Below are 19,045 nucleotides of genomic sequence, written 5' to 3' on the forward strand. Positions count from 1 at the left end.
CATGAATGGAATCGGCAACGGGAGAGGCCTCCAACCAGCACAAGTGTCCTATGGAGGCCGTCTCCGATTGGGATCCTCGCAGTCGCGAGGTTCTAGCCAATCAGATCCAAGCCTACGACCAGATGCGCGAGGCGTGCCCGGTGGCCCATAGCGACTACCTCGGATGGTCGCTTTTCCGCCATGCGGATGTCTTGCAGGTACTGAATGATCACGAAACCTTCAGCAACGTTGTTTCGCGCCACCCGTCAGTTCCCAACGGAATGGATCCGCCTGAACATTCACACTACCGGCAGATGATCGAGCCCTACTTCGCGGTGGAACGGATTGAAGCCTTCGAGCCGGCATGCCGCCGGATTGCTCGCGATCTGGTCGCCTCACTCAAGAAGGATCCGTCCAGCGAATTCATGATGGGATTTGCTGAACCATATGCCATACGAATCCAGTGTGGCTTCTTGGGCTGGCCCCGATCATTGCACGAACCACTACGGCAATGGGTCCGCAAGAACCGCGAGGCGACGCTGGCGCGCGATACGAATGCCCTTGCGTCCATAGCGCTCGAATTCGATGGCTATATCCGATCACAGCTGGAAATACGCCAGCAGGCCGGCGCTGCTGCACCGGACGATATCACCACCAGCTTGGTGCGGCAGGCCGTTGATGGACGGCTGCTCCGACATGCGGAGATCGTTAGCATCCTGCGCAACTGGACCGTGGGCGAACTGGGTACCATCTCTGCCTGCGTCGGTATCATTGTCCATTTCCTTGCGGAACATCCCGAAGTCCAATCACAGCTACGCCGTGACAGGACTTTCCTTCCGCAAGCCGTGGACGAAATACTTCGTCTCCATGGACCGTTGATTTCCAATCGGCGCGTTGCGTCTCGATCCGTGACAATCGGTGAGCGGACGATCAACGCAGGGGAAAGGATGACAGTAATTTGGGCATCAGCAAACCGCGACGGTGCAGTGTTCGAGGATGCAGATCAGTTTCGTCCCGATCGGGATCAGTCGCAAAATCTGCTCTATGGTGCGGGGATCCATATCTGCCCCGGCGCAGAATTGGCGAGGATGCAACTGAGGGTCGTCTTGGACGAACTGCTTAGCGGCATCGGGAACTTTGTCCTCCCTCTCGGTACCGAGGCTATCCGTGCGGTCTACCCAGCAGGCGGGTACGCATCATTTAACCTGCAAATCCGTTGATGCTCGATAGGTATGATCGCGACCATATTGCCGGGTGCCACGCTATTCCTGTCACCGCGATGCGTTTGCATTGCGATCTATCGACGACGGTGCCAGTCAGCTGACGGTCGGGTGATGCATATGCAGCTTGTGAACGCGGACCTGCTTGCGCGCTTCGGAGCTCAATCCAAGACAGGAATTTGATTTCAGCGGTGATCAATTCGAAATCCATTTGGCGGGCACCATATCGGCCGCTGTTTTTTCTCGCCGGACTTTGGGCGCTCGTCGTACCCCTTGTCTGGATCCTCCCGGAAGAAATCGCGCTGGAGAGAGTCAGTTGGCATAGTAGCGAGCTTTTGTTCGGCATGGCCGGTGCTGCGGTAGGGGGCTATCTCCTTACGGTCTTGCCCGCGTGGACGAAGAGAGGTCCCGTCCCACCCGCGGTCACAACAATTGCTTCTTCCCTTTGGTGTATTGCCCGGCTCACGGCCGCATTTTCTACGCATTTGTCGCATCTCGCGTCTGTCATCGGGGCATCTGCATATTTCGTGTTCTTGGCGGCTGTCCTAGCGGTTGCGTTGCTAAAGGCCGGGGCTCGGCATCGCCTGTGGGCACCACTCGGAGCGGCCGTGCTTGGAATTAGTGCGGTGCTCTCCACCTTTGATGGCTTGAACTCGATGGGTGCGCCGTGGGGGATATATAGCCTGTTGATTATCGTGATTGGTGGACGCGCCGTGCCTGCCTTCACGCGGCATTGGCTGGTCCGGACGGGGACACAGACCCGCTTTCGCGATCGGCCGGCATTTTCGTACCTGGCGATCCTGGGTATTCTGGCCGCCATTTGTCTTCGAGGCGCCAGCCAAAACATATCCGGCTACCTGTTGATGCTTTCAGGCGCTGTGTTGTTGTTGCAAATGGCGAGTTGGCAAAGCGTCAAGGCCGTGCGGTATCCGGCACTGTTTATCCTGCATATCGCCTTCGCCTGGATGCCGGCGGCACTCATCCTGAACGGTCTTGCCGTTATTGTTCCCGCTCAGTTTCCATCGATCGCCGCCCTGCATGCAATGACGATGGGAGCGATGGGAACGATGATCGCCGCCTTCATGATGCGGTCGGCCTCGGTACGCGACGGCGAGAGGCTGATCCTCAGCAGGCCCACGGCCTGCGCGTTCTCGCTTCTATCTGTCTCCGCCTTGCTGCGTGTTTTCGGCGACGGGATGCGTGACGCGTATTTCGAACCCGTTGTTGCCGCGGCCATCTGCTGGATGGCCGCGTGGGCTCTCTTCATGATGGTCTTTGTTCAGGCGATGCGCCGTCCTGTGCCCAGACCGGTCTTTAGCGCACCAGCCGCGGTTTGCGGCAAAGCGGGAAGTGACGTTCGACCTTATTTGCAGAACACGGCAGGCCGGTGCGCGGTGAGTTCAGCCAATTAACTAGGCCTGAGGAGCACAACATGCCGGCAACACTGTGCTGTCAACGAGCATATCCCTTGCAAATCTCTCCACAGAAGCAAATGCGTTTAAACGCACGCTAAAGAACCTTAAAAAACGGGGCGGCCCCGTTGGGAGTGTAGCGTTGCGGACGTTCTCCGCAACGCTTTTTGAAGCCCGGAGCTACGGATGGTTCACGGCCACAGATGCTCGCGAACATCACGCTCGTCGCGCTCGAGCTGGCTGATAAGGTCCTGTCGAGTATCCTGGCGGCCCCATTCCTCGAAATGCACGAGGGATCCAATCGGAAGACGCTCGCGCCAGCTGGCCTTTTCCAACTCGGGACGCTCGTGATAGCCTTTGACCTGTCCGACGCAGAGATAGGCAATCGGCACAATACGCTTCGGAATTTTCAGAATGCGCTGGACCGTCCCGTTGTCGAAAATGCTCACCCATCCAACGCCCAGTCCTTCGGCGCGGGCGGCGAGCCACAGGTTCTGGACGGCGCACGCGGTGCTGTAGAGATCCATCGCCCGAATGTGCGTGCGTCCGATCACAGCAGGGCCTGCCCGGTCGCGGTCGCAGTCGATACAGATGTTGACAGGTGCCTCCATTATCCCTTCGAGTTTTAGGGCTCGATACGTGCTTCGGAGTGGATCGGGGAACACGAGTTCCGCTTCTGCACGTGCTTTCAGGAACGCTTCATGGACTTGCCCGCGCGTATCTATGTCCCGAGTTATGGTGAACACTCCCGGAAGGGCCGGGCTTCCCGTCCACCGATGGCCACGGCCTTCGGCAGGAGGAATGCGTTTGTCACTAGGCGGCAAGTGCCGCAGGTTCGCTCTCTGATTTGGGCCTGAGGAACAGGTAGCGCCCGATCATTTCCGCCGCATGCAGGTCGGCATCCCATAAGCGGCCGTCGAATTCCGCCTTGAACACCAATCCACGACGTTGCGCCTTGTCGACCGTTCCGGTTCTCCAGTCCGTGCTACTGGTGTAGAAACTCGGCACTTTTACCGAGGCAATGCCTCTCCATTTCAGCGTGTTCTCGGATCGAAGGATATACTGCCCCTTCGCGCCGTTGTTGATCATCTTGTTGAACGTCCGCCCCTTGTAGGCGGGATCGTCCGTGGGCACCGCAACGATGTCGAGGTCTTCGGTGACCACCACCGCGCCGTATTTCTCGGCAAGGTCTGCCTTTCGCTGCGCCACATGGCCGAACCAGGATTTCTTCAGTCCTGCCACTGCTCGGTAGACGGCAAGACGTGCCTGCTTGAGCCATCCGACTGCGGCCATCAGCCGGAAGAACCGGCCATGCATTGCCATGTAGCGAGGGTGGCTCGGCATGGCTGCGATCTCGGGGACGAGTGCTGCCGCCTCGGCGTCCGCTACGCGATTGAGCTCGGCACGGATGCGGTCGAGACGATTGTAGAGACGGTCGATCTCGGAGCGAAGTCCATCGATCTTCGTCGCCTGTGCGGCGATGCGCCCAAGGAAATCGCTGCCATCGAACTGCACGTAATCCAGGACTTCGACGTCATCCTCGGAAACGTGGGTCTCCAGGAACATTCTTGCCTGCTCTTTGGTCAGCTTCTTGCCATCACCGCCGTTATGACCGGCGACGCGGGCCAGCGCGCCTACACCGATCGGCGACCGGCTACGCAACACGACGATGCTGGAGGTATTGATAAACCCGAAGTCCTCGGCCACGACCGTCCGGCACCCTTGAGCGGAGGGGAGTGTCGGTGGTCGCGTCACGATCATCTTCACCTGCGCCTTCACCGGGCCGAGTTCGAGCACCAATGACGCGACATGCACGTCATCGCTTCCATGCTTCACATGCTTGGCTTTGATCGAACGCGATAGCCGCATTGGTAACGTGATGCCGCCTCCTCTCGGCGACACCGAGGTCAACGGCAAATCAATGGTCGTGGAAGCTTTAGTTTCCAGAGCGCTGCCGAGTGCTCCAAGCGTATCGGCGAGCGCCGCCTTTCCGCCGCGCAGACAGCGATAATCCAGGTGCAGCTGGATGATGGCGTCATCCTTCCAGACGGGTCGCTGGAAGCGGTTCCGCACCGTTCTTGCCATGGCGCGCAACACATCGGCATGATGCGCTGGCAGCCCACAGTCGCCGCTTTCAAGGTTGCGGAAGAGCTGGAGTGTCGAGAAGAAGTCGAGCTTTCCGACGAGGTCTGCCAATTCCTTGACATCTTGCGCCGTCAACGTCCGCGAGTACTCCTCCGGTAGATTGACCACGCCCTTCGTGCCGTCCTGCATCACGATGTCCCCGAACACGGCAATGTTTCTGAACGCGCCGAACAGGTTGCGCTGCCCGCGTTTCCATTGTTCGAGAACCGCCGATTTTGCGATCAACCTGGCTTTCTCACCCCAGACGCTGTTCAGTCCTTGGACGCATCGGATTGTACCCTTAGCATCACCGCGTCGATGTCTTTGCCAGACGGCATTGGCCTGAGAATATCAGATGGCCAGATGGCGGCGGCCATCTTGTCGAGAACAACGATAATTCTGGACCTTAGATCTGCAAGTTCGCCTGACATGGCAAGTCTGCCGAGATCGGCCATCCTCTTCATGAGCTCTTTGTCTTTGCCCTTGCCATACGCCATGTTGCTTTACGCCGACATGGTTCGCAGGCGGCCCGGATCCATGCGGAAAGCCGGGGCAGACAGGTGGCTCGTGCCTTGAAGTATCGGAATTGTTCGCAAGAGGAAGCATGCCGGAGGAATGCTTCAATGGGACTTCGAAAACAAAGGCCTCGTCAATAGCCGGCAGAACGGCGCTTGCTGGCGAACCGCTATAGCAACCATCCGCACGTTCGGGATTACCGCGGTCCATTGATTGACTAGCTGGCGGATTGCTCCGCTTCAAGCAGACCTGGCCGCTTTCCTCCAAGCCGTGAACGACCGGGTTTCCTCGCGGGCTTTGATGAAACTCCAAGGTTGCATGAATCCGACAGATGGTGCGTGATGCGCAGCGAGGAGGATACGGCTTAACTGCTCGTCCGAAACCGGATCCGGAAGGAACTCGCCTCTGGTATCCCTTCTTGTGAAGATGGCTCGATATAAACCCGCACGCTCGGCCGAATGCAGAGGCTGTGCGGTCAAAAGATCTGTATGGTCAATTGTTTCCCCTTAATGGATGCGGACCCGTCTCGCTGTCCTTTCGGACGGGTCATCTTTCACAGGCCGGTCTTCTGACTTAGGTTCACCCTGAAAGGACACCTTCCCAGCGATCGCCAGTGGCATCCGTCCTTCCAGTCCCCACCACAGCGCTGGGCGCGTTGCAGATTTGCACTGCATTCCCGATTCTCCCGTGCAGATCCAAACCAGCCCGGGCACCTATGAAGTGATCTCTGTTACCACGCGGGCACTGCCGTACCAATGACCGCCTGGGATGTATTAGAAGCCGCGGCGTCATTATCTGACTTAGTGTTTGCTCTGGCACAAACTGGCGGCGATGGGACCGTGATTTCGCCACCGTGACGACGGTTCTTTGGCACGACGAACGCCACGGTAAACTCGATCCGACTCACGAGACCACGGCGAGCTTGTTTCAATGCACTCGACACCCGCCTCGCTTCGCCCGTTACTGGAAAACCTCCCGGTCGTCCGCTTTGGCAGCTAACAGCGTCTCCATCAAGAGGCTCTCAGCGTGAATATGCCGGCGGAGCGCTTCCTGAAAGCCGTGCAGCAGGCGGGCGATGTTGTCAGGCCGGAGATCGCATTGGCCATCAGCCAACCCTCGCAAGACGAGGGAGATTTCCTCTGCCGTCAACAAATCGCATCGATGGTCGGCCTTCAGCCTTCCGATCGCCTGCGCGGCAAACACGGAGCCCGCGTTACGGTTGAAATCGGGAAAGAGGACCTTTTCCTCAATATTATGAGCCTCTCGAAGAACGGCTGGGATCGCCTCCGCTAGATTGGGATCCACGGGCTCGCTGGCGCTCGTTTCGATGTCTGCTGCAACTTCTTCAAGCCGAAGACAAATTGCGAGCAGATCGCGGTGGAGGGTCTCCAGACGGCTGATCTCTGCCGCATTAAGTGGACTCGCCGGTGTGTTCATCTCAAGCTCCTTGGTGGCGATCCCCGAACCCGCGACGCGTTGATTCGAAGTGCGGGTGCCATCCATCCGCTACGAACCATTATGCGCGACCTAGTCGCTCGGATAACCGATCCCTTCTGTTATCGTTCGGCAATATAGGCTTCAGTCACGTAGGTCCTTGCGGTTTCGCAAAGACTGTCCCGCTTTCTCGGCTATCCACAAGGGAGGTCTGTAACGGAAAAGACCTGACCGCATGGAGATCGGCACGAAATCGCCGTGTGGAGCGATGCGCGGCGAACTCGTTCGCTACGCATTGATTTGACTTATAGGCCATTTCCCGAAAAACCCGAACGCCATCGAAAACTCCGATACGTATTGGTTCTTGGAGCGTGAATATGAAGATTGCTATTGTCACCATATCAGACCGCGCAAGCCATGGAGATTACGAGGACCTGAGCGGCCCAGCCATTGAGAGGTGGCTTGCAGAGGTGGTTACGTCACCCTGTTCCATCTTGAGGCGCGTGATCGCCGACGGATTTGCGTCCGTACGAGACACGCTGATTGCGCTCAGTGACAATAATGGAGCCGATCTCATCCTTACCACGGGTGGTACCGGTCCCGCTCCGCGAGACCAGACGCCTGAGGCGATGCGCGAGGTTCTGTCAAAGGAACTGCCCGGATTTGGCGAGCAGCTTCGGAGTGCCAGCCTCCAGCAGACGCCGACAGCAATCCTGTCGCGCCAGACGGCCGGCACCCGGGGCAAAACGCTGATTATTAACCTACCTGGCAGGCCGAGCTCTATTCGTTTCAGCCTAGACACGATCTTCGCGGCGGTGCCTTACTGCCTCGATCTGATCGGCGCGGGCCGGGTCGAAACGGATCCTGCCAGGATCAAGGCCTTTCGACCCGATGTGTGAGCAGCCTCTCGTTTAGTCTATATTTCCGCTCACGCGCGGAGTTTCTTTAGGATGAGCGGAGTGTGAATGACTGATCGTGAAGACTATAGGCCAGCCAAAGCCGCTTCGACCCGCTCCTTGGCTTTTTTCGGCATTTTCGCCGATTTTATTTTGTCAAGATTGCTGGGGCCGGGGCCAACAACGATGAGGGAAACCATACCCATGCTGAAATGCGGGGTGCATTTGATAAGGTAGGCACCTGGCGCCCTGACCGTCATCTTGACTGCTTCGTTGATCTTGCCCTTGAACGGTTCCGCGCCCTCCGGGATCAGATCCTTGACCGTTTCGGCATTGTGGCCCTTGTCTACAACAACGAACGAAACTGTATCCCCGGGCTCCGCTTTGACAAGCATCGGCTCGAAAACCATTGCGCCGCCCGTCCCCTTATTGAGCATTTTTACTTCGTGGTCCGCAGCCCACGCCGAAACACCGAATGCTGCAGCCATCGTGGCCGGCAATACCAACTTAACAACGCGTAACATGTCAGATCTCCTCAACTTGAACCCGGCGGCCTCGTTCCGCCGTGACCGCTAAACTTCGGCAATCAGAGATAGTTCCATCCTGATGTGGTATCTGACTGCGACAGTACGGGCTAACATAGTGTAGCTATGGGGTTGAGGAGAAAAGGGGCGAAATCCTTCAGCTTGCGCCTCGACCCCGCAAACTGTGCAGTAAGTGGACCAGCTCGCTCGCGAATATCTGCATACGCTTGCGGACATCGTCTTCCGTCGAACGCTCAGCCAGATCCAAATAGCAGTCGAGAAGTAGCTCGCACAAGGGAAGAGGGCTATCCAACGCTGCCTGAGAAAGGCTCGACAACAGTGGCGTCGATAAAGGTCGATCGGTTGACAGCTCTTGGGCGCGAGCGCGAGACTGGGCAACAAGTTGCGGGATCCCCGTGTCGTCGGAATCGAGCGCCGTTTTTTCCAGGAAGCCTGCTAGACGGTTTTCCAGAGCGTCAAGGGTGTTCCGAACTCCGTAATTCTCTTCCCTCCGCATTTCGTGGAACGCTTTCCGCCGCTCCCGGCGCAACGTCGAAACGTGGCCCAACTCTTCGCGAGCCATCCGTTCCGCGGCAGATTGAATTTCCGCCGATCGTGTATGCGCGGCGACGTACGTCCAGAATACGAACGCGCGTTCTTCATTCCGAACGGCCATCGAGAATGCACGGTATGAGTTGAGCAATTCGGGCGAAACGACGCCTGCGCCCTCATCGTCGAAAAGATCCTCTGCCGGGTGCGCTTGGACAACTGGTCGATCGCCAATCCATTGGTTCACCTTGGAAAGATGCGATTCCTCTTCCGCGACGAGGCGGTCAAAAACCAGCGCCAGTTCGGGTTGGTTCTCTGATCGCATTCGCGCGGCAAGAGCGATGTATCCGTCAATTGCATCCTGTTCCATAGCCCGAGCCACAGCCAGAAGGTCATCCAGGGTTTCGAGGTCCCAGGCTTCCTCATTTTGTTGGTTCATCACTTGTTCCGCCTCTTAAGGTTGCCCATTTCAGGGTCGACAAAGTCTAAGGCTGCACTAGGTCTTCCGCTTATTGTTTGATCAAGATCAAACCGCGAGGTTCTGAGACTGTCTAAATAGGGCAGTGATGCAGACGACCACCGGGATAAATGATGTGCCGATATTAGCTTTCTATCGCGGTCTCCACCGATTTCTGGTGCTGGCGCTCGTCCTGGCCGCGACCGCCATTGCATCCTCTCCAGCGGCGATAGGTGCGACTGCCCAACTGTCGTCATACCTCGAGAAGGTCGCAGCCAACGAATTGTTCGCCGAGGCGGATAGGATTGGTCCCGCTCAGGGTGAACCGCCGATTGCGCCTGTTTACAAAGGCGAGGCGCTACTGGGCTACGCATATTTGAACTCGGATTTTACAAGCTCAGTAGGCTACTCCGGAAAGCCAATCCATATCCTGGTGGGCATTGACCCCAAGGGTGTCATCCACGGCCTTCGCCTGGTCGACCACAAGGAACCGATTGTCTTGATCGGCATTCCCGAGGCGAAAGTCGTCGCCGCACTCAACTCCTTTATCGGCAAGGACATGGGGCGCGTCGCGGCCGGGGCGGACCGTCCGCCCCAGGTTGACATCGTCAGCGGGGCCACCGTGACCGTCCTGGTGATGGGGGACAGCGTGGTTCGCTCGGCGGTCCAGCTCATTCGGAGCAAGCGGCTTGACGGCAGCAACGATAGTTTGGCCGCGAACGTCCTCCAAACGAAGAAGGTGGATGTTTCGAAGCAGGGCAGCTCTGATTGGCAAACGCTCATCGGTGACGGTTCGGTCCGGAGCCTCCGCCTGACCGTGGGAGAAGTCTCAGATGGATTTCGTCAGGCTGGCAGACCGGAAGCCGCTGATCGACCCGAAACACGCGATGCGAAGGCCCGTTTCATCGACCTCTTTGTTGCTCCTGTCAGCGTGCCGCTCATCGGTCGGTCGTTGCTGGGAGACATTGCATACGAGCGCTTGGCGCAATCGTTGGGACCGGATCAATCCGCGATCCTCGTCGCCGGTGACGGTGCCTATTCGTTCAAGGGCTCCGGCTATGTTCGCGGTGGGATCTTCGATCGCATCGAGCTGTTGCAAGATGGGCAAGGCGTTCGGTTTCGGGATCGCGACCACACGCGAATTGCTTCGCTTTCGGCGGAAGGAGCTCCTCGTCTACGCGAGATAGCACTTTTTACAGTTCCGAAGGATTTTTCGTTCGACGTCACCCAGCCGTTCGAGCTGCAGTTGCTGGTGCAACGTGGGGCAGGTGGCCGCGAGAAGGCAATTCTTCCATACAATCTCGGCTACACACTTCCGGATTCCTACGTCACGATTGAGAAGGTACCCGCAGCGGAGCCAGCTGGCGTTCAAGCCGCGCCAGTGTCGGAAGCCGCGCCTGCAGAGCCGCTTCCTGAAGAGAAGCCACTGTGGATGACGATGTGGGACATGAACAGGTTGACCGCAGGTGTCACCATCGCCGCGCTCCTCGTTCTAACGTTGATCTTCTTCTTTCAGGACTGGTTGGTTAAACGGCCGAGACTGTTCAAGTGGGTTCGACGCGGCTACCTGCTGTTCACGCTCGTGTGGCTTGGATGGTACGCCAATGCCCAATTGTCGGTCGTGAACGTACTGACATTCTTCAATGCTTTGATCACGGGGTTCCATTGGGAGTTCTTTCTTTCGGCTCCCTTGGTGTTCATTCTCTGGGCCGCCGTCGCCGCGGGACTCCTGTTTTGGGGCAGAGGCCCGTTCTGCGGCTGGTTGTGCCCCTTTGGCGCTCTCCAGGAACTGACGAACAACCTTGCGCAATGGCTGAAAGTGCCTCAGGTAAAACTCCCCTGGGGATTGCACGAGCGCTTGTGGCCAATCAAGTACATCATCTTCCTGGGCCTCTTTGGGCTATCGCTTTACTCGATCGCCTTGGCGGAGATGTTCTCGGAAGTCGAGCCCTTCAAAACAGCGATAATCCTCAAGTTTGCGCGTGAATGGCCCTTTGTCATCTTTGCGCTGACGCTGTTGGCGGCCGGGCTTTTTATCGAGCGTTTCTACTGTCGCTACCTTTGCCCGCTCGGGGCGGCACTGGCCATTCCAGGACGCATCCGCATGTTCGAATGGCTGAAGCGTTGGCCTGAATGCGGCTCGCCCTGCCAGCGCTGTGCCAAGGAATGCCCGGTTCAATCGATCCACCCAGAGGGCCAGATCAACGTCAACGAGTGCATCTATTGCATGCACTGCCAAGAACTCTACCACGACGATCAACGCTGTCCGCACATGATCCAGGTTCGGCTGAAGCGCGAGAAATTCATGGCGCTGTCGACACCCGCGTCACGAGGCGACAAACCAGCGAAAACAGAGGTCACCCACAAGGGGGCACCCATTCCTAAACCTCAAGAGGCTTCCGGAACCAATCCTGAAGCAGCCATCTAAGGAGAGGCAATATGTCGGAAGAATCGAATAGCAAAATACGCCTGAACAGACGTCAGATCCTGGGATCGACAGCGCTGGCAGCGGCGGCTGGTGTCGCTGGTGTCGGCGGGACCCTGGGGCTCTCGGGCGGCGCGGCTACTCCCGCGCGCGCCCAGGAAGCATCTGGTGCTTCTTGGGAGGTTAAGCCGGGCGAACTGGACGAGTACTACGCGTTCTTCTCGAGCGGACAATCCGGCGAAGTGAGGATCGTTGGCGTACCGTCGATGCGCGAAATGATGCGTATTCCTGTTTTCAACCGCTGCAGCGCCACCGGCTGGGGTCAAACGAACGAGAGCCGCAAGGTCCTGACGGAAGGGCTGCTTCCGGAAACGGTCGAGTTTCTCAAGGAGCAGGGTGGGATTTATCTCAACGGTGACCTTCATCATCCGCACCCGTCGTTCACGGACGGCACCTATGACGGGCGCTACCTGTTTGCCAACGACAAGGCAAACACGCGCGTATGCCGCATCCGGCTCGATGTAATGAAGTGCGACAAGATCATTCAACTGCCGAACCAGCACACGGTTCACGGCTTGCGGGTCCAGAAGTACCCGAAGACAGGTTATGTCTTCTGCAATGGCGAAGATCGCGTGCCGATCCCGAACGACGGTAAAGTGCTCGACGACCACAAGCAGTACAGCGCCATCTTCACGGCTGTCGATGGTGAGACCATGAAGGTCGCCTGGCAGGTAATGGTCGACGGCAACCTCGACAACGTCGATGCTGACTATCAGGGCAAATACGCTTTCGCGACGTGCTATAACTCGGAAGAGGGCGTCAATCTCGCCGAGATGATGGCCAGTGAACAGGATTGGGTCGTCGTCTTCAATCTGAAGCGGATCGAAGAAGCCGTTGCCAAGGGTGAGTACAAAGAAATGGGCGGCGTCCCCGTATTGGACGGACGCAAAGGCTCTCCGTTCACGCGTTATATTCCGGTCTCTAACAGCCCGCACGGGATGAATACCGCGCCGGATGGGATCCATGTGGTTGCCAACGGCAAGCTGTCGCCGACGGTGACGGTATTCGACGTGCGCAAGTTCGACGACCTGTTCGCCGACAAGATCAAGCCCCGCGATACCGTCGTTGCCGAACCGGAGCTCGGGCTTGGTCCGCTGCACACTGCCTATGACGGCAAGGGCAATGCCTACACGACGCTGTTCATCGACAGCCAGGTTTGCAAGTGGAATATTGATGACGCGAAACGCGCCTATGCCGGCGAGAAGGTCGATCCAATTCGGCAGAAGCTCGATGTCCACTATCAGCCAGGTCACAACCACACTTCGATGGGGCAAACCAAGGAGGCTGACGGCAAGTGGCTCGTCTCGCTCAATAAGTTCTCCAAGGACCGTTACCTTAACGTCGGACCGCTGAAACCCGAGAACGATCAGCTGATCGACATCTCCGGTGATGAGATGGTCATTGTGCACGACAATCCCACCTTCGCCGAACCTCACGACGCGACGCTCGTACACGCGTCAAAGATCAATCCGGTGCATTTGTGGAACCGCGCAGACCCATTCTTCGCGGATGCGGTTACACAGGCCAAGGCTGACAATATCGATCTGTTGATCGATTCCGAGGTCATCCGCGATGGCAACAAAGTCCGGGTCTACATGACGTCCGCTGCTCCGGCCTTCGGTCTGGATAGCTTCAGCGTCAAGCAGGGGGATGAAGTGACGGTGTACGTCACCAACATCGACGAGGTCGAGGACCTCACCCACGGGTTCGCGATCGTGAACTACGGCATCAACATGGAAGTTGCACCGCAAGCGACTGCTTCCGTCACCTTCAAGGCCAGCAAACCGGGTGTTTACTGGTACTATTGCTCATGGTTCTGCCACGCAATGCACATGGAGATGAAGGGCCGTATGTTCGTTGAGCCCCAGGGGGCATGATGCGGCATTTTGCCAACATAGCCTGGCTCGGTGTGGCGCTCGTTTTGAGCGCCACACCATTCGGCGCGACCGCGGCTGAGTTCACTGTGAGTCCAGGGGACGAGTTGCAGCCCGTGATCGAACGCGCGGCATCCGGGGATGTTGTCAGACTGCGGGCTGGAACGCATCGCGGGCCAATAGAGATTTCGAAGAGTGTCACCTTAGTCGGCGATGACGGGGCAGCCATTGTTGGAAACGGCAAGGGGAGCGTCGTGACGATCTCGGGCGTCGGTGTGGCGGTCCGCAATTTGCTGATCAGCGGCTCTGGGCACGATTTGGTCGCGCTTGATTCCGGGGTTTTCGCGGCGCGAACGGCGGAAGGCGCGGTCATTGAGGCTAACACGATCACCGACAACCTGTTCGGCGTCTACTTACACGGTGCGAAAGACTCTGTCGCACGCGGTAACCGGATTGTCGGTTACAAGGAGGGCCGTCTGAGCGAATCGGGGAACGGCGTGACGATATGGAACGCTCCGGGCGCAAAAGTCATCGAGAACGATATCAGCTACGGGCGCGACGGCATTTCGACCAACGCAAGCAAGCGCAATGTCTTCCACGGTAACCGCTTCAGCGACCTCCGCTTTGGCATCCATTACATGTACACCAACGACAGCGAGTTGAGTGACAACGTGTCTCGCGGGAACGCGGTCGGTTATGCGATCATGTATTCGAGCAGACTGAAGATTGTTGGCAACACCTCGGTGGGAGACCGTGATCACGGGTTGCTCCTCAATTACGCCAATAGCTCTGAAATTCGCGGAAATTCGGTTATCGGTAAACTTCAACCCCTGGATCGATGGCGTTCAGCTGGCGCGCGGTCTGCCGAACACGGCCTACCGGCCTCCGACGCTCAGGAGGCTTCCGCAGGCGAAAACCGCCTTGGTCCTGAGAAGTGCGTGTTCATCTATAATGCCAATAAGAACAAGTTCATCGATAACGAATTCAATGGTTGCGCCATCGGAATTCACTTCACGGCGGGTTCCGAAGGTAATCTCATGAGCGGCAATTCTTTCATCAGCAATCGCAACCAGGTCAAATATGTCGGAACCCGGTATCTCGACTGGTCCGTCAAGGGACGGGGAAATTACTGGAGCGACAATCCGGCCTTTGATCTCGATGGTGACGGCATTGGAGACAATCCGTACCGTCCAAACGATCTCATCGACAAGGTCTTGTGGACTTCGCCGCAGGCAAAAGTGCTGGTCACAAGTCCAGCTGTCCAGGTTATTCGCTGGGCGCAAGCGCAGTTTCCGGCGCTGTTGCCTGGAGGCGTAGTAGACGGACATCCGTTGATGCGGCCATCGCATAAGGAGCGGATCCAATGACTGTCACCGCGCGCGTTGCCGAAGTCACCAAGAAGTACAATGCTGTCGAGGCCATTCGCGATGTTTCATTCGAATTGGTCTCGGGCGAGACAGTGGCGCTTGTCGGCCATAACGGTGCGGGCAAGACAACGCTGATCAAGCTGTTGCTGGGTCTTATCAGACCGAGTTCCGGAGACGTCGCGGTCCTCGGCCAAAACCCTGCGACAGGAGAGTGGTCTGTTCGCCAGCGTTTGGGTTATCTTCCAGAGAGCGTGGCCTTCCACCTGGCCCTTACCGGTCGCGAGACACTTCAGTTCTACGCCCGTTTGAAACGTGTCGATCCGCGGAAAGCATTGGCGCTTTTTGAGCGGGTGGGACTAGCTTCCGAAGCCGTCGATCGTCCCGTACGGACTTACTCCAAGGGCATGAGGCAGAGGCTGGGGCTCGCGCAGGCGCTTCTCGGGGAGCCGGGTCTACTGCTTCTCGACGAGCCGACCAGCGGACTGGATCCGGCGCTTCGCCGCAGCTTCTATGACCTTGTCGATGATTTGCGCCAGACTGGCTGCACCGTTCTGCTGTCATCGCACGCGTTGACCGAGCTCGAACACAGGACGGATCGGGTCATCATCGTCAACAAAGGGCGGAAGGTGGCGGACGGTGCCCTTGAGGAACTCCGCCGTGTTGCAAAGCTTCCGACCAGGGTGGGCATTCAGCTTACCGCTGGCACGCGCATCGCTGAATGGGAATGCAACGGAACAAAATGGTCCTCCGGGCGGGATAGCTCCTCATTCGAGACTGAGATCGAGCCGAGCAAGAAGATCGAGTTGCTGCGGCATATCACAACCAACCCCGCACAGCTTCAGGCTATCACGGTGACCGAACCGTCGCTCGACGATTTGTACGCACATTTTCTGGGGAGGAACGCAAGATGACCAACATCTGGATCATCGCTGGCAAGGAAATCCAGGAAGGGATGCGCAACCGCTGGGTTCTCGCTGCGACGCTGTTGCTCACGATGCTGGCACTTACACTTTCTTCCCTCGGCAGTTCGCCGACTGGCAACGTTGGGGTGAGCAAACTCGATGTGATGATCGTCAGCCTTTCGAGCCTGTCGGTATTCCTCGTTCCTTTGATTGCCCTGCTGCTGTCACACGACGCGATTGTTGGAGAGACCGAACGCGGCTCGATGTTGCTGTTGTTGAGCTATCCGATCGGACGCCGCGAGGTCGTGCTTGGAAAATTCGTCGCCCATCTGGCCATACTGGCATTCGCCACATCTGTTGGCTACGGCACAGCGGCCATCGCTTTGACCCTTGTCGGAGGCGGCATTGGCGGAGGAAGCTGGGGCGCATTCGCGCTGATGACCGGTTCGTCTGTCGTTCTCGGCGCAGTTTTCATATCCCTGGGGTATGTCGCCAGCGTCCTGTCTAAGGAACGAAGCACGGCAGGCGGCATAGCCATTGGTGTCTGGCTCTTCTTCGTTCTTCTCTACGACATGGGACTTCTGGCTGGACTGGTGGCGGCGCAGGGACGACCGGTTCCTGCCTGGCTCCTCAACACGCTTCTCCTCGCGAACCCGACAGACGTCTTCCGCCTCTTTAACCTTGGTAGTGGCAGCGCGAGCAGCTTGTCGGGGCTTGGCGGGCTGATTGGCCACGCGGGCCTTTCTGTGACGTCCCTCGTGCTTGCATTGGTCGGATGGACGCTTGTCCCGCTGCTTTTCGCGGCTTCTGTATTCTCCAGGAGGGAGTTATGAAAATCCGTTCCGTTGTCGCTGTCGCGGCGCTGTTGGCAATACTCTCCGGATGCCAAGAAGACGACACTGCTGCTGCTCCCGCGCCCTATTCGCTGACCGAGGAGGCGATGGGAAGATATTGCGGTATGAACGTGCTGGAACATCCAGGACCGAAAGGGCAAATTATCCTCAAGGACATCCCGGAGGCTATCTGGTTCTCGTCATCGCGCGACACGATTGCGTTCACTATGCTCCCGGAAGAGCCGAAGGAAATCGCCGCAATTTATGTGTCCGACATGAGCTTGGCGAAAACCTGGGAGCAGCCCGGCGCAGATAATTGGGTCGAGGCGCGGAAGGCTTTTTTCGTAATCGACAGCCAGCGCCGTAGCGGCATGGGTGCCGACGAGGCAGTTCCCTTCTCGAAAGAAGCCGACGCCACGGCGTTTTCACAGCAGTATGGGGGACGCATCGTGAAATTTGATGCGATTCCGAAGGACTACATCCTCGGAACGGATCAGACCGGAGCGGAGCATTCTTCAGTTAGAGTGAGTACTACCAAAAATGGCTAAAATGATCACGCGTCGTCGCGCAATCCTCATTATGGCAGCCGCGGCTGGATTACCCCTCCTATCGCGGGTTGCCTACGGGAAGGTCGAAGACGCACCGTTGATGTGGAACGGCATCGCGTTGGGTGCGCCGGCGACACTTATCCTCAATATGGAAGACCGTGATCGCGCGGGGGCTCTCATAAACCGAGTGGTCGCGGAAATAGTCCGATTGGAACGTATTTTCAGCCTGTATCGAATGGATTCAGTTCTTTGCGGCCTCAATAAAGAGGGAGCAATGGCTGCTCCGCCTCCAGAGTTGGTTGAAGTGCTGGAGATGTGCCAGTACGTCTGGCAGAAAAGCGACCGCTTGTTTGATCCCACCGTGCAGCCCCTCTGGACCCTCTATGCCAATCATTTCGCAAAAAGCGATCCGGATCCAGCGGGCCCAAATTCCGAAGACATAAGAACGGCTCTGTCCTCGGTTGGGTTCGAGAACATAAAGTTCAATCGAACTCGTGTCGTGTTCACCCGTCGGCCAATGGCACTGACACTGAATGGCATCGCCCAAGGCTACATTACGGATAAGATCGTAGAGCTGCTTCGTGCGGAAGGCATCACCAGCAGTCTCGTGGATATGGGTGAGGTACGGGCAATCGGAAACCAATCCGACGGGCAACCGTGGCGCGTCGGGCTTTCTGCGGTGGCTAGTCGAGGAAAATCCGAGACTGTCCTGAAGATCATGGACAAATCGGTCTCAACATCCAGCGCCTCCGGTTTCCAGTTCGATGAGACAAGTGGTTTTGGGCACATTCTGAATCCCCTCAGCGGTCAAGCTCGAAGCGGATACGCTCGGCTGACGGTCGTAGGCGAGCGGGCTTCAGTGGCCGACGCTTTCTCGACTGCATTCAGTCTGATGGAGCCCGATAAGGTCAGAACGACCGTGGCTTCGGAACGCAATCTCTCTGTCGATCTCGTTTCGCTTAATGGAGATCGTCTACGTTTCGGACCTGATGTCTGGTGACAACGGGAAGTTTTTCCTGGCAAAGAAAGGTCCTTTTCCGGCGCTTCGACCGTAGCTAACGATCCGAGATCTACAACTCAGCGGACGAGTGTGCTGCCGCGCTTTCTCCAGTCCTTTTCGCTCTGATTTATCGGCAGCGATCGACAGCGATATTCGTTTCGTGCAGACCGGGTAATGTTGTCTTCGCGCAAGGATAGATAGACCAAAGGCGCCGTTTATCGCCCTGCCATTCCACATAAGCTGGGGACCGCCGCAGATTGTCGATCTCATCGCCTGTCCGCCTTTTTTGGCTTGTCGTACGGCAGCGAAACAATGTGGAGCAGTAAGCCTGACGTTTGGTCAGGTGGAGACGATTACGGATTTAAGCTCCTCGGAGCCAATGGTAGACGCGATGTGTCAAACTATGACGCGTGCTCATTCGTGGCTGTCACGATAAGATCGTGTCCCATCAGGTGGTGTAGGTCTTGAGGTTTAGGCGGCCATCAGTGTTTTCCATTTAGGGTCGGGTTGTTCAAGACCAACCTGATGGAAAGATCACCGATGACCAATGACATGATGAACGTGCGTTCGCTTGTTGAGAAGAGCGCCGATGCGGATTTGTTACGCGAGATGATCGGCTTTGCAGCCGAGCGACTGATGGAACTGGAGGTTGGTTCGGCAACCGGTGCTGACTTCGGCGAAAAGAACCCGATGCGGCTTGCTCAACGCAATGGCTACCGTGACCGGGACTGGGAGACGCGGGCTGGAACGGTCGAGCTTCGCATTCCAAAGCTGCGCAAGGGCAGCTACTTTCCGAGCTTTCTTGAGCCGCGTCGCATGGCGGAAAAGGCTCTGACGGCGGTTATTCAGGAAGCCTACATTCAGGGAATCTGACCTGCCACGGAACTTTCACCCAGCAGCGACTAGAGCCCCGGCGGTTCTGAAT

General features: G+C 57.5%; 16 protein-coding genes, 2 pseudogenes and 1 riboswitch. Of the genes and pseudogenes, 11 read left to right on the plus strand and 7 right to left on the minus strand.

Going from position 1 to position 19,045, the window contains the following annotated elements; translation table 11 throughout:
- Positions 1-50 precede the first annotated feature (50 nt).
- Together BLJAPNOD_RS23495 and BLJAPNOD_RS23500 are read left to right on the plus strand one after the other, a co-directional pair.
- Positions 51-1,199: a cytochrome P450 gene (locus BLJAPNOD_RS23495; RefSeq protein ID WP_115421885.1), complete on the plus strand. Its 1,149-nt coding sequence runs from the start codon at positions 51-53 to the stop codon at positions 1,197-1,199.
- Positions 1,200-1,390: 191 nt separating this feature from the next.
- Positions 1,391-2,611: an NnrS family protein gene (locus BLJAPNOD_RS23500; RefSeq protein WP_244611059.1), complete on the plus strand. Its 1,221-nt coding sequence runs from the start codon at positions 1,391-1,393 to the stop codon at positions 2,609-2,611.
- Between the two features lie 191 nt (positions 2,612-2,802).
- Here BLJAPNOD_RS23500 and bluB read toward each other — a convergent pair whose 3' ends face one another.
- The 5 genes and pseudogenes from bluB to BLJAPNOD_RS23525 form a co-directional block, all read right to left on the minus strand.
- The gene (gene bluB, locus BLJAPNOD_RS23505; protein WP_199566019.1) at positions 2,803-3,357 is read right to left on the minus strand and encodes a 5,6-dimethylbenzimidazole synthase; all 555 of its coding nucleotides are present in this window, start codon (positions 3,355-3,357) and stop codon (positions 2,803-2,805) included.
- 67 nt (positions 3,358-3,424) lie between these two features.
- Positions 3,425-4,981 carry a hypothetical protein gene (locus BLJAPNOD_RS23510; RefSeq protein ID WP_115421657.1) on the minus strand — a complete coding sequence of 519 codons (1,557 nt, stop codon included), beginning with the start codon at positions 4,979-4,981 and terminating at the stop codon, positions 3,425-3,427.
- A 26-nt stretch (positions 4,982-5,007) separates the two neighbouring features.
- Entirely contained in the window at positions 5,008-5,232 is a 225-nt protein-coding gene (locus BLJAPNOD_RS23515) for a hypothetical protein (protein ID WP_115421658.1), read from the minus strand.
- A gap of 300 nt (positions 5,233-5,532) precedes the next feature.
- Positions 5,533-5,748: pseudogene (locus BLJAPNOD_RS23520) on the minus strand (nitroreductase family protein); the annotation flags it as partial.
- A gap of 43 nt (positions 5,749-5,791) precedes the next feature.
- Positions 5,792-5,983, minus strand: a riboswitch (cobalamin riboswitch).
- A 228-nt stretch (positions 5,984-6,211) separates the two neighbouring features.
- Positions 6,212-6,688: a hemerythrin domain-containing protein gene (locus tag BLJAPNOD_RS23525; protein ID WP_115421886.1), complete on the minus strand. Its 477-nt coding sequence runs from the start codon at positions 6,686-6,688 to the stop codon at positions 6,212-6,214.
- Between the two features lie 374 nt (positions 6,689-7,062).
- Between BLJAPNOD_RS23525 and mog the strand changes: the two genes are divergently transcribed.
- Positions 7,063-7,584: a molybdopterin adenylyltransferase gene (mog, locus tag BLJAPNOD_RS23530; protein ID WP_115421660.1), complete on the plus strand. Its 522-nt coding sequence runs from the start codon at positions 7,063-7,065 to the stop codon at positions 7,582-7,584.
- Between the two features lie 83 nt (positions 7,585-7,667).
- Here the strand turns inward: mog and BLJAPNOD_RS23535 are convergent, their stop codons facing one another.
- A complete protein-coding gene (locus BLJAPNOD_RS23535; protein ID WP_115421661.1) occupies positions 7,668-8,105 on the minus strand; it encodes a pseudoazurin in 438 nt (145 codons plus the stop codon).
- A 157-nt stretch (positions 8,106-8,262) separates the two neighbouring features.
- The gene (locus tag BLJAPNOD_RS23540) at positions 8,263-9,093 is read right to left on the minus strand and encodes a ferritin family protein (protein ID WP_115421662.1); all 831 of its coding nucleotides are present in this window, start codon (positions 9,091-9,093) and stop codon (positions 8,263-8,265) included.
- A gap of 127 nt (positions 9,094-9,220) precedes the next feature.
- On the opposite strand from BLJAPNOD_RS23540, the gene BLJAPNOD_RS23545 reads away from it, so the two are divergent.
- The 8 genes and pseudogenes from BLJAPNOD_RS23545 to BLJAPNOD_RS23580 form a co-directional block, all read left to right on the plus strand.
- Positions 9,221-11,539: a NosR/NirI family protein gene (locus tag BLJAPNOD_RS23545; RefSeq protein ID WP_115421663.1), complete on the plus strand. Its 2,319-nt coding sequence runs from the start codon at positions 9,221-9,223 to the stop codon at positions 11,537-11,539.
- An 11-nt stretch (positions 11,540-11,550) separates the two neighbouring features.
- Positions 11,551-13,473, plus strand: a complete 1,923-nt coding sequence (gene nosZ, locus BLJAPNOD_RS23550) for a TAT-dependent nitrous-oxide reductase (RefSeq protein WP_115421664.1) — start codon at positions 11,551-11,553, stop codon at positions 13,471-13,473.
- Positions 13,470-14,837 (plus strand): nitrous oxide reductase family maturation protein NosD, encoded by a 1,368-nt coding sequence (locus BLJAPNOD_RS23555; RefSeq protein WP_115421665.1) that lies wholly within the window; start codon positions 13,470-13,472, stop codon positions 14,835-14,837. Before nosZ ends, BLJAPNOD_RS23555 begins: the two co-directional genes overlap by 4 nt.
- Positions 14,834-15,748 carry an ABC transporter ATP-binding protein gene (locus tag BLJAPNOD_RS23560; protein ID WP_115421666.1) on the plus strand — a complete coding sequence of 305 codons (915 nt, stop codon included), beginning with the start codon at positions 14,834-14,836 and terminating at the stop codon, positions 15,746-15,748. Before BLJAPNOD_RS23555 ends, BLJAPNOD_RS23560 begins: the two co-directional genes overlap by 4 nt.
- The gene (locus BLJAPNOD_RS23565) at positions 15,745-16,572 is read left to right on the plus strand and encodes an ABC transporter permease subunit (protein ID WP_115421667.1); all 828 of its coding nucleotides are present in this window, start codon (positions 15,745-15,747) and stop codon (positions 16,570-16,572) included. The genes BLJAPNOD_RS23560 and BLJAPNOD_RS23565 overlap by 4 nt, the downstream gene beginning before the upstream one ends.
- Positions 16,569-17,120: a nitrous oxide reductase accessory protein NosL gene (locus BLJAPNOD_RS23570; protein WP_115421668.1), complete on the plus strand. Its 552-nt coding sequence runs from the start codon at positions 16,569-16,571 to the stop codon at positions 17,118-17,120. The genes BLJAPNOD_RS23565 and BLJAPNOD_RS23570 overlap by 4 nt, the downstream gene beginning before the upstream one ends.
- Positions 17,113-18,120 carry an FAD:protein FMN transferase gene (locus tag BLJAPNOD_RS23575; RefSeq protein ID WP_115421669.1) on the plus strand — a complete coding sequence of 336 codons (1,008 nt, stop codon included), beginning with the start codon at positions 17,113-17,115 and terminating at the stop codon, positions 18,118-18,120. The genes BLJAPNOD_RS23570 and BLJAPNOD_RS23575 overlap by 8 nt, the downstream gene beginning before the upstream one ends.
- A gap of 540 nt (positions 18,121-18,660) precedes the next feature.
- A pseudogene (locus tag BLJAPNOD_RS23580) lies at positions 18,661-18,990 on the plus strand (transposase); the annotation flags it as partial.
- Positions 18,991-19,045 lie beyond the last annotated feature (55 nt).

It is taken from the genome of Ensifer sp. M14 (assembly GCF_003355565.1).
Lineage (GTDB): Bacteria > Pseudomonadota > Alphaproteobacteria > Rhizobiales > Rhizobiaceae > Ensifer.

Excerpts from the sequence above, each read along its gene's own strand:
- BLJAPNOD_RS23495 (WP_115421885.1), top strand. The coding sequence starts at position 51 with ATGGAGGCCGTCTCCGATTGGGATCCTCGCAGTCGCGAGGTTCTAGCC.
- BLJAPNOD_RS23515 (WP_115421658.1), bottom strand. The coding sequence starts at position 5,232 with ATGGCGTATGGCAAGGGCAAAGACAAAGAGCTCATGAAGAGGATGGCC.
- BLJAPNOD_RS23525 (WP_115421886.1), bottom strand. The coding sequence starts at position 6,688 with ATGAACACACCGGCGAGTCCACTTAATGCGGCAGAGATCAGCCGTCTG.
- mog (WP_115421660.1), top strand. The coding sequence starts at position 7,063 with ATGAAGATTGCTATTGTCACCATATCAGACCGCGCAAGCCATGGAGAT.
- BLJAPNOD_RS23535 (WP_115421661.1), bottom strand. The coding sequence starts at position 8,105 with ATGTTACGCGTTGTTAAGTTGGTATTGCCGGCCACGATGGCTGCAGCA.
- BLJAPNOD_RS23540 (WP_115421662.1), bottom strand. The coding sequence starts at position 9,093 with ATGAACCAACAAAATGAGGAAGCCTGGGACCTCGAAACCCTGGATGAC.
- BLJAPNOD_RS23545 (WP_115421663.1), top strand. The coding sequence starts at position 9,221 with ATGCAGACGACCACCGGGATAAATGATGTGCCGATATTAGCTTTCTAT.
- nosZ (WP_115421664.1), top strand. The coding sequence starts at position 11,551 with ATGTCGGAAGAATCGAATAGCAAAATACGCCTGAACAGACGTCAGATC.
- BLJAPNOD_RS23555 (WP_115421665.1), top strand. The coding sequence starts at position 13,470 with ATGATGCGGCATTTTGCCAACATAGCCTGGCTCGGTGTGGCGCTCGTT.
- BLJAPNOD_RS23560 (WP_115421666.1), top strand. The coding sequence starts at position 14,834 with ATGACTGTCACCGCGCGCGTTGCCGAAGTCACCAAGAAGTACAATGCT.
- BLJAPNOD_RS23565 (WP_115421667.1), top strand. The coding sequence starts at position 15,745 with ATGACCAACATCTGGATCATCGCTGGCAAGGAAATCCAGGAAGGGATG.
- BLJAPNOD_RS23570 (WP_115421668.1), top strand. The coding sequence starts at position 16,569 with ATGAAAATCCGTTCCGTTGTCGCTGTCGCGGCGCTGTTGGCAATACTC.
- BLJAPNOD_RS23575 (WP_115421669.1), top strand. The coding sequence starts at position 17,113 with ATGGCTAAAATGATCACGCGTCGTCGCGCAATCCTCATTATGGCAGCC.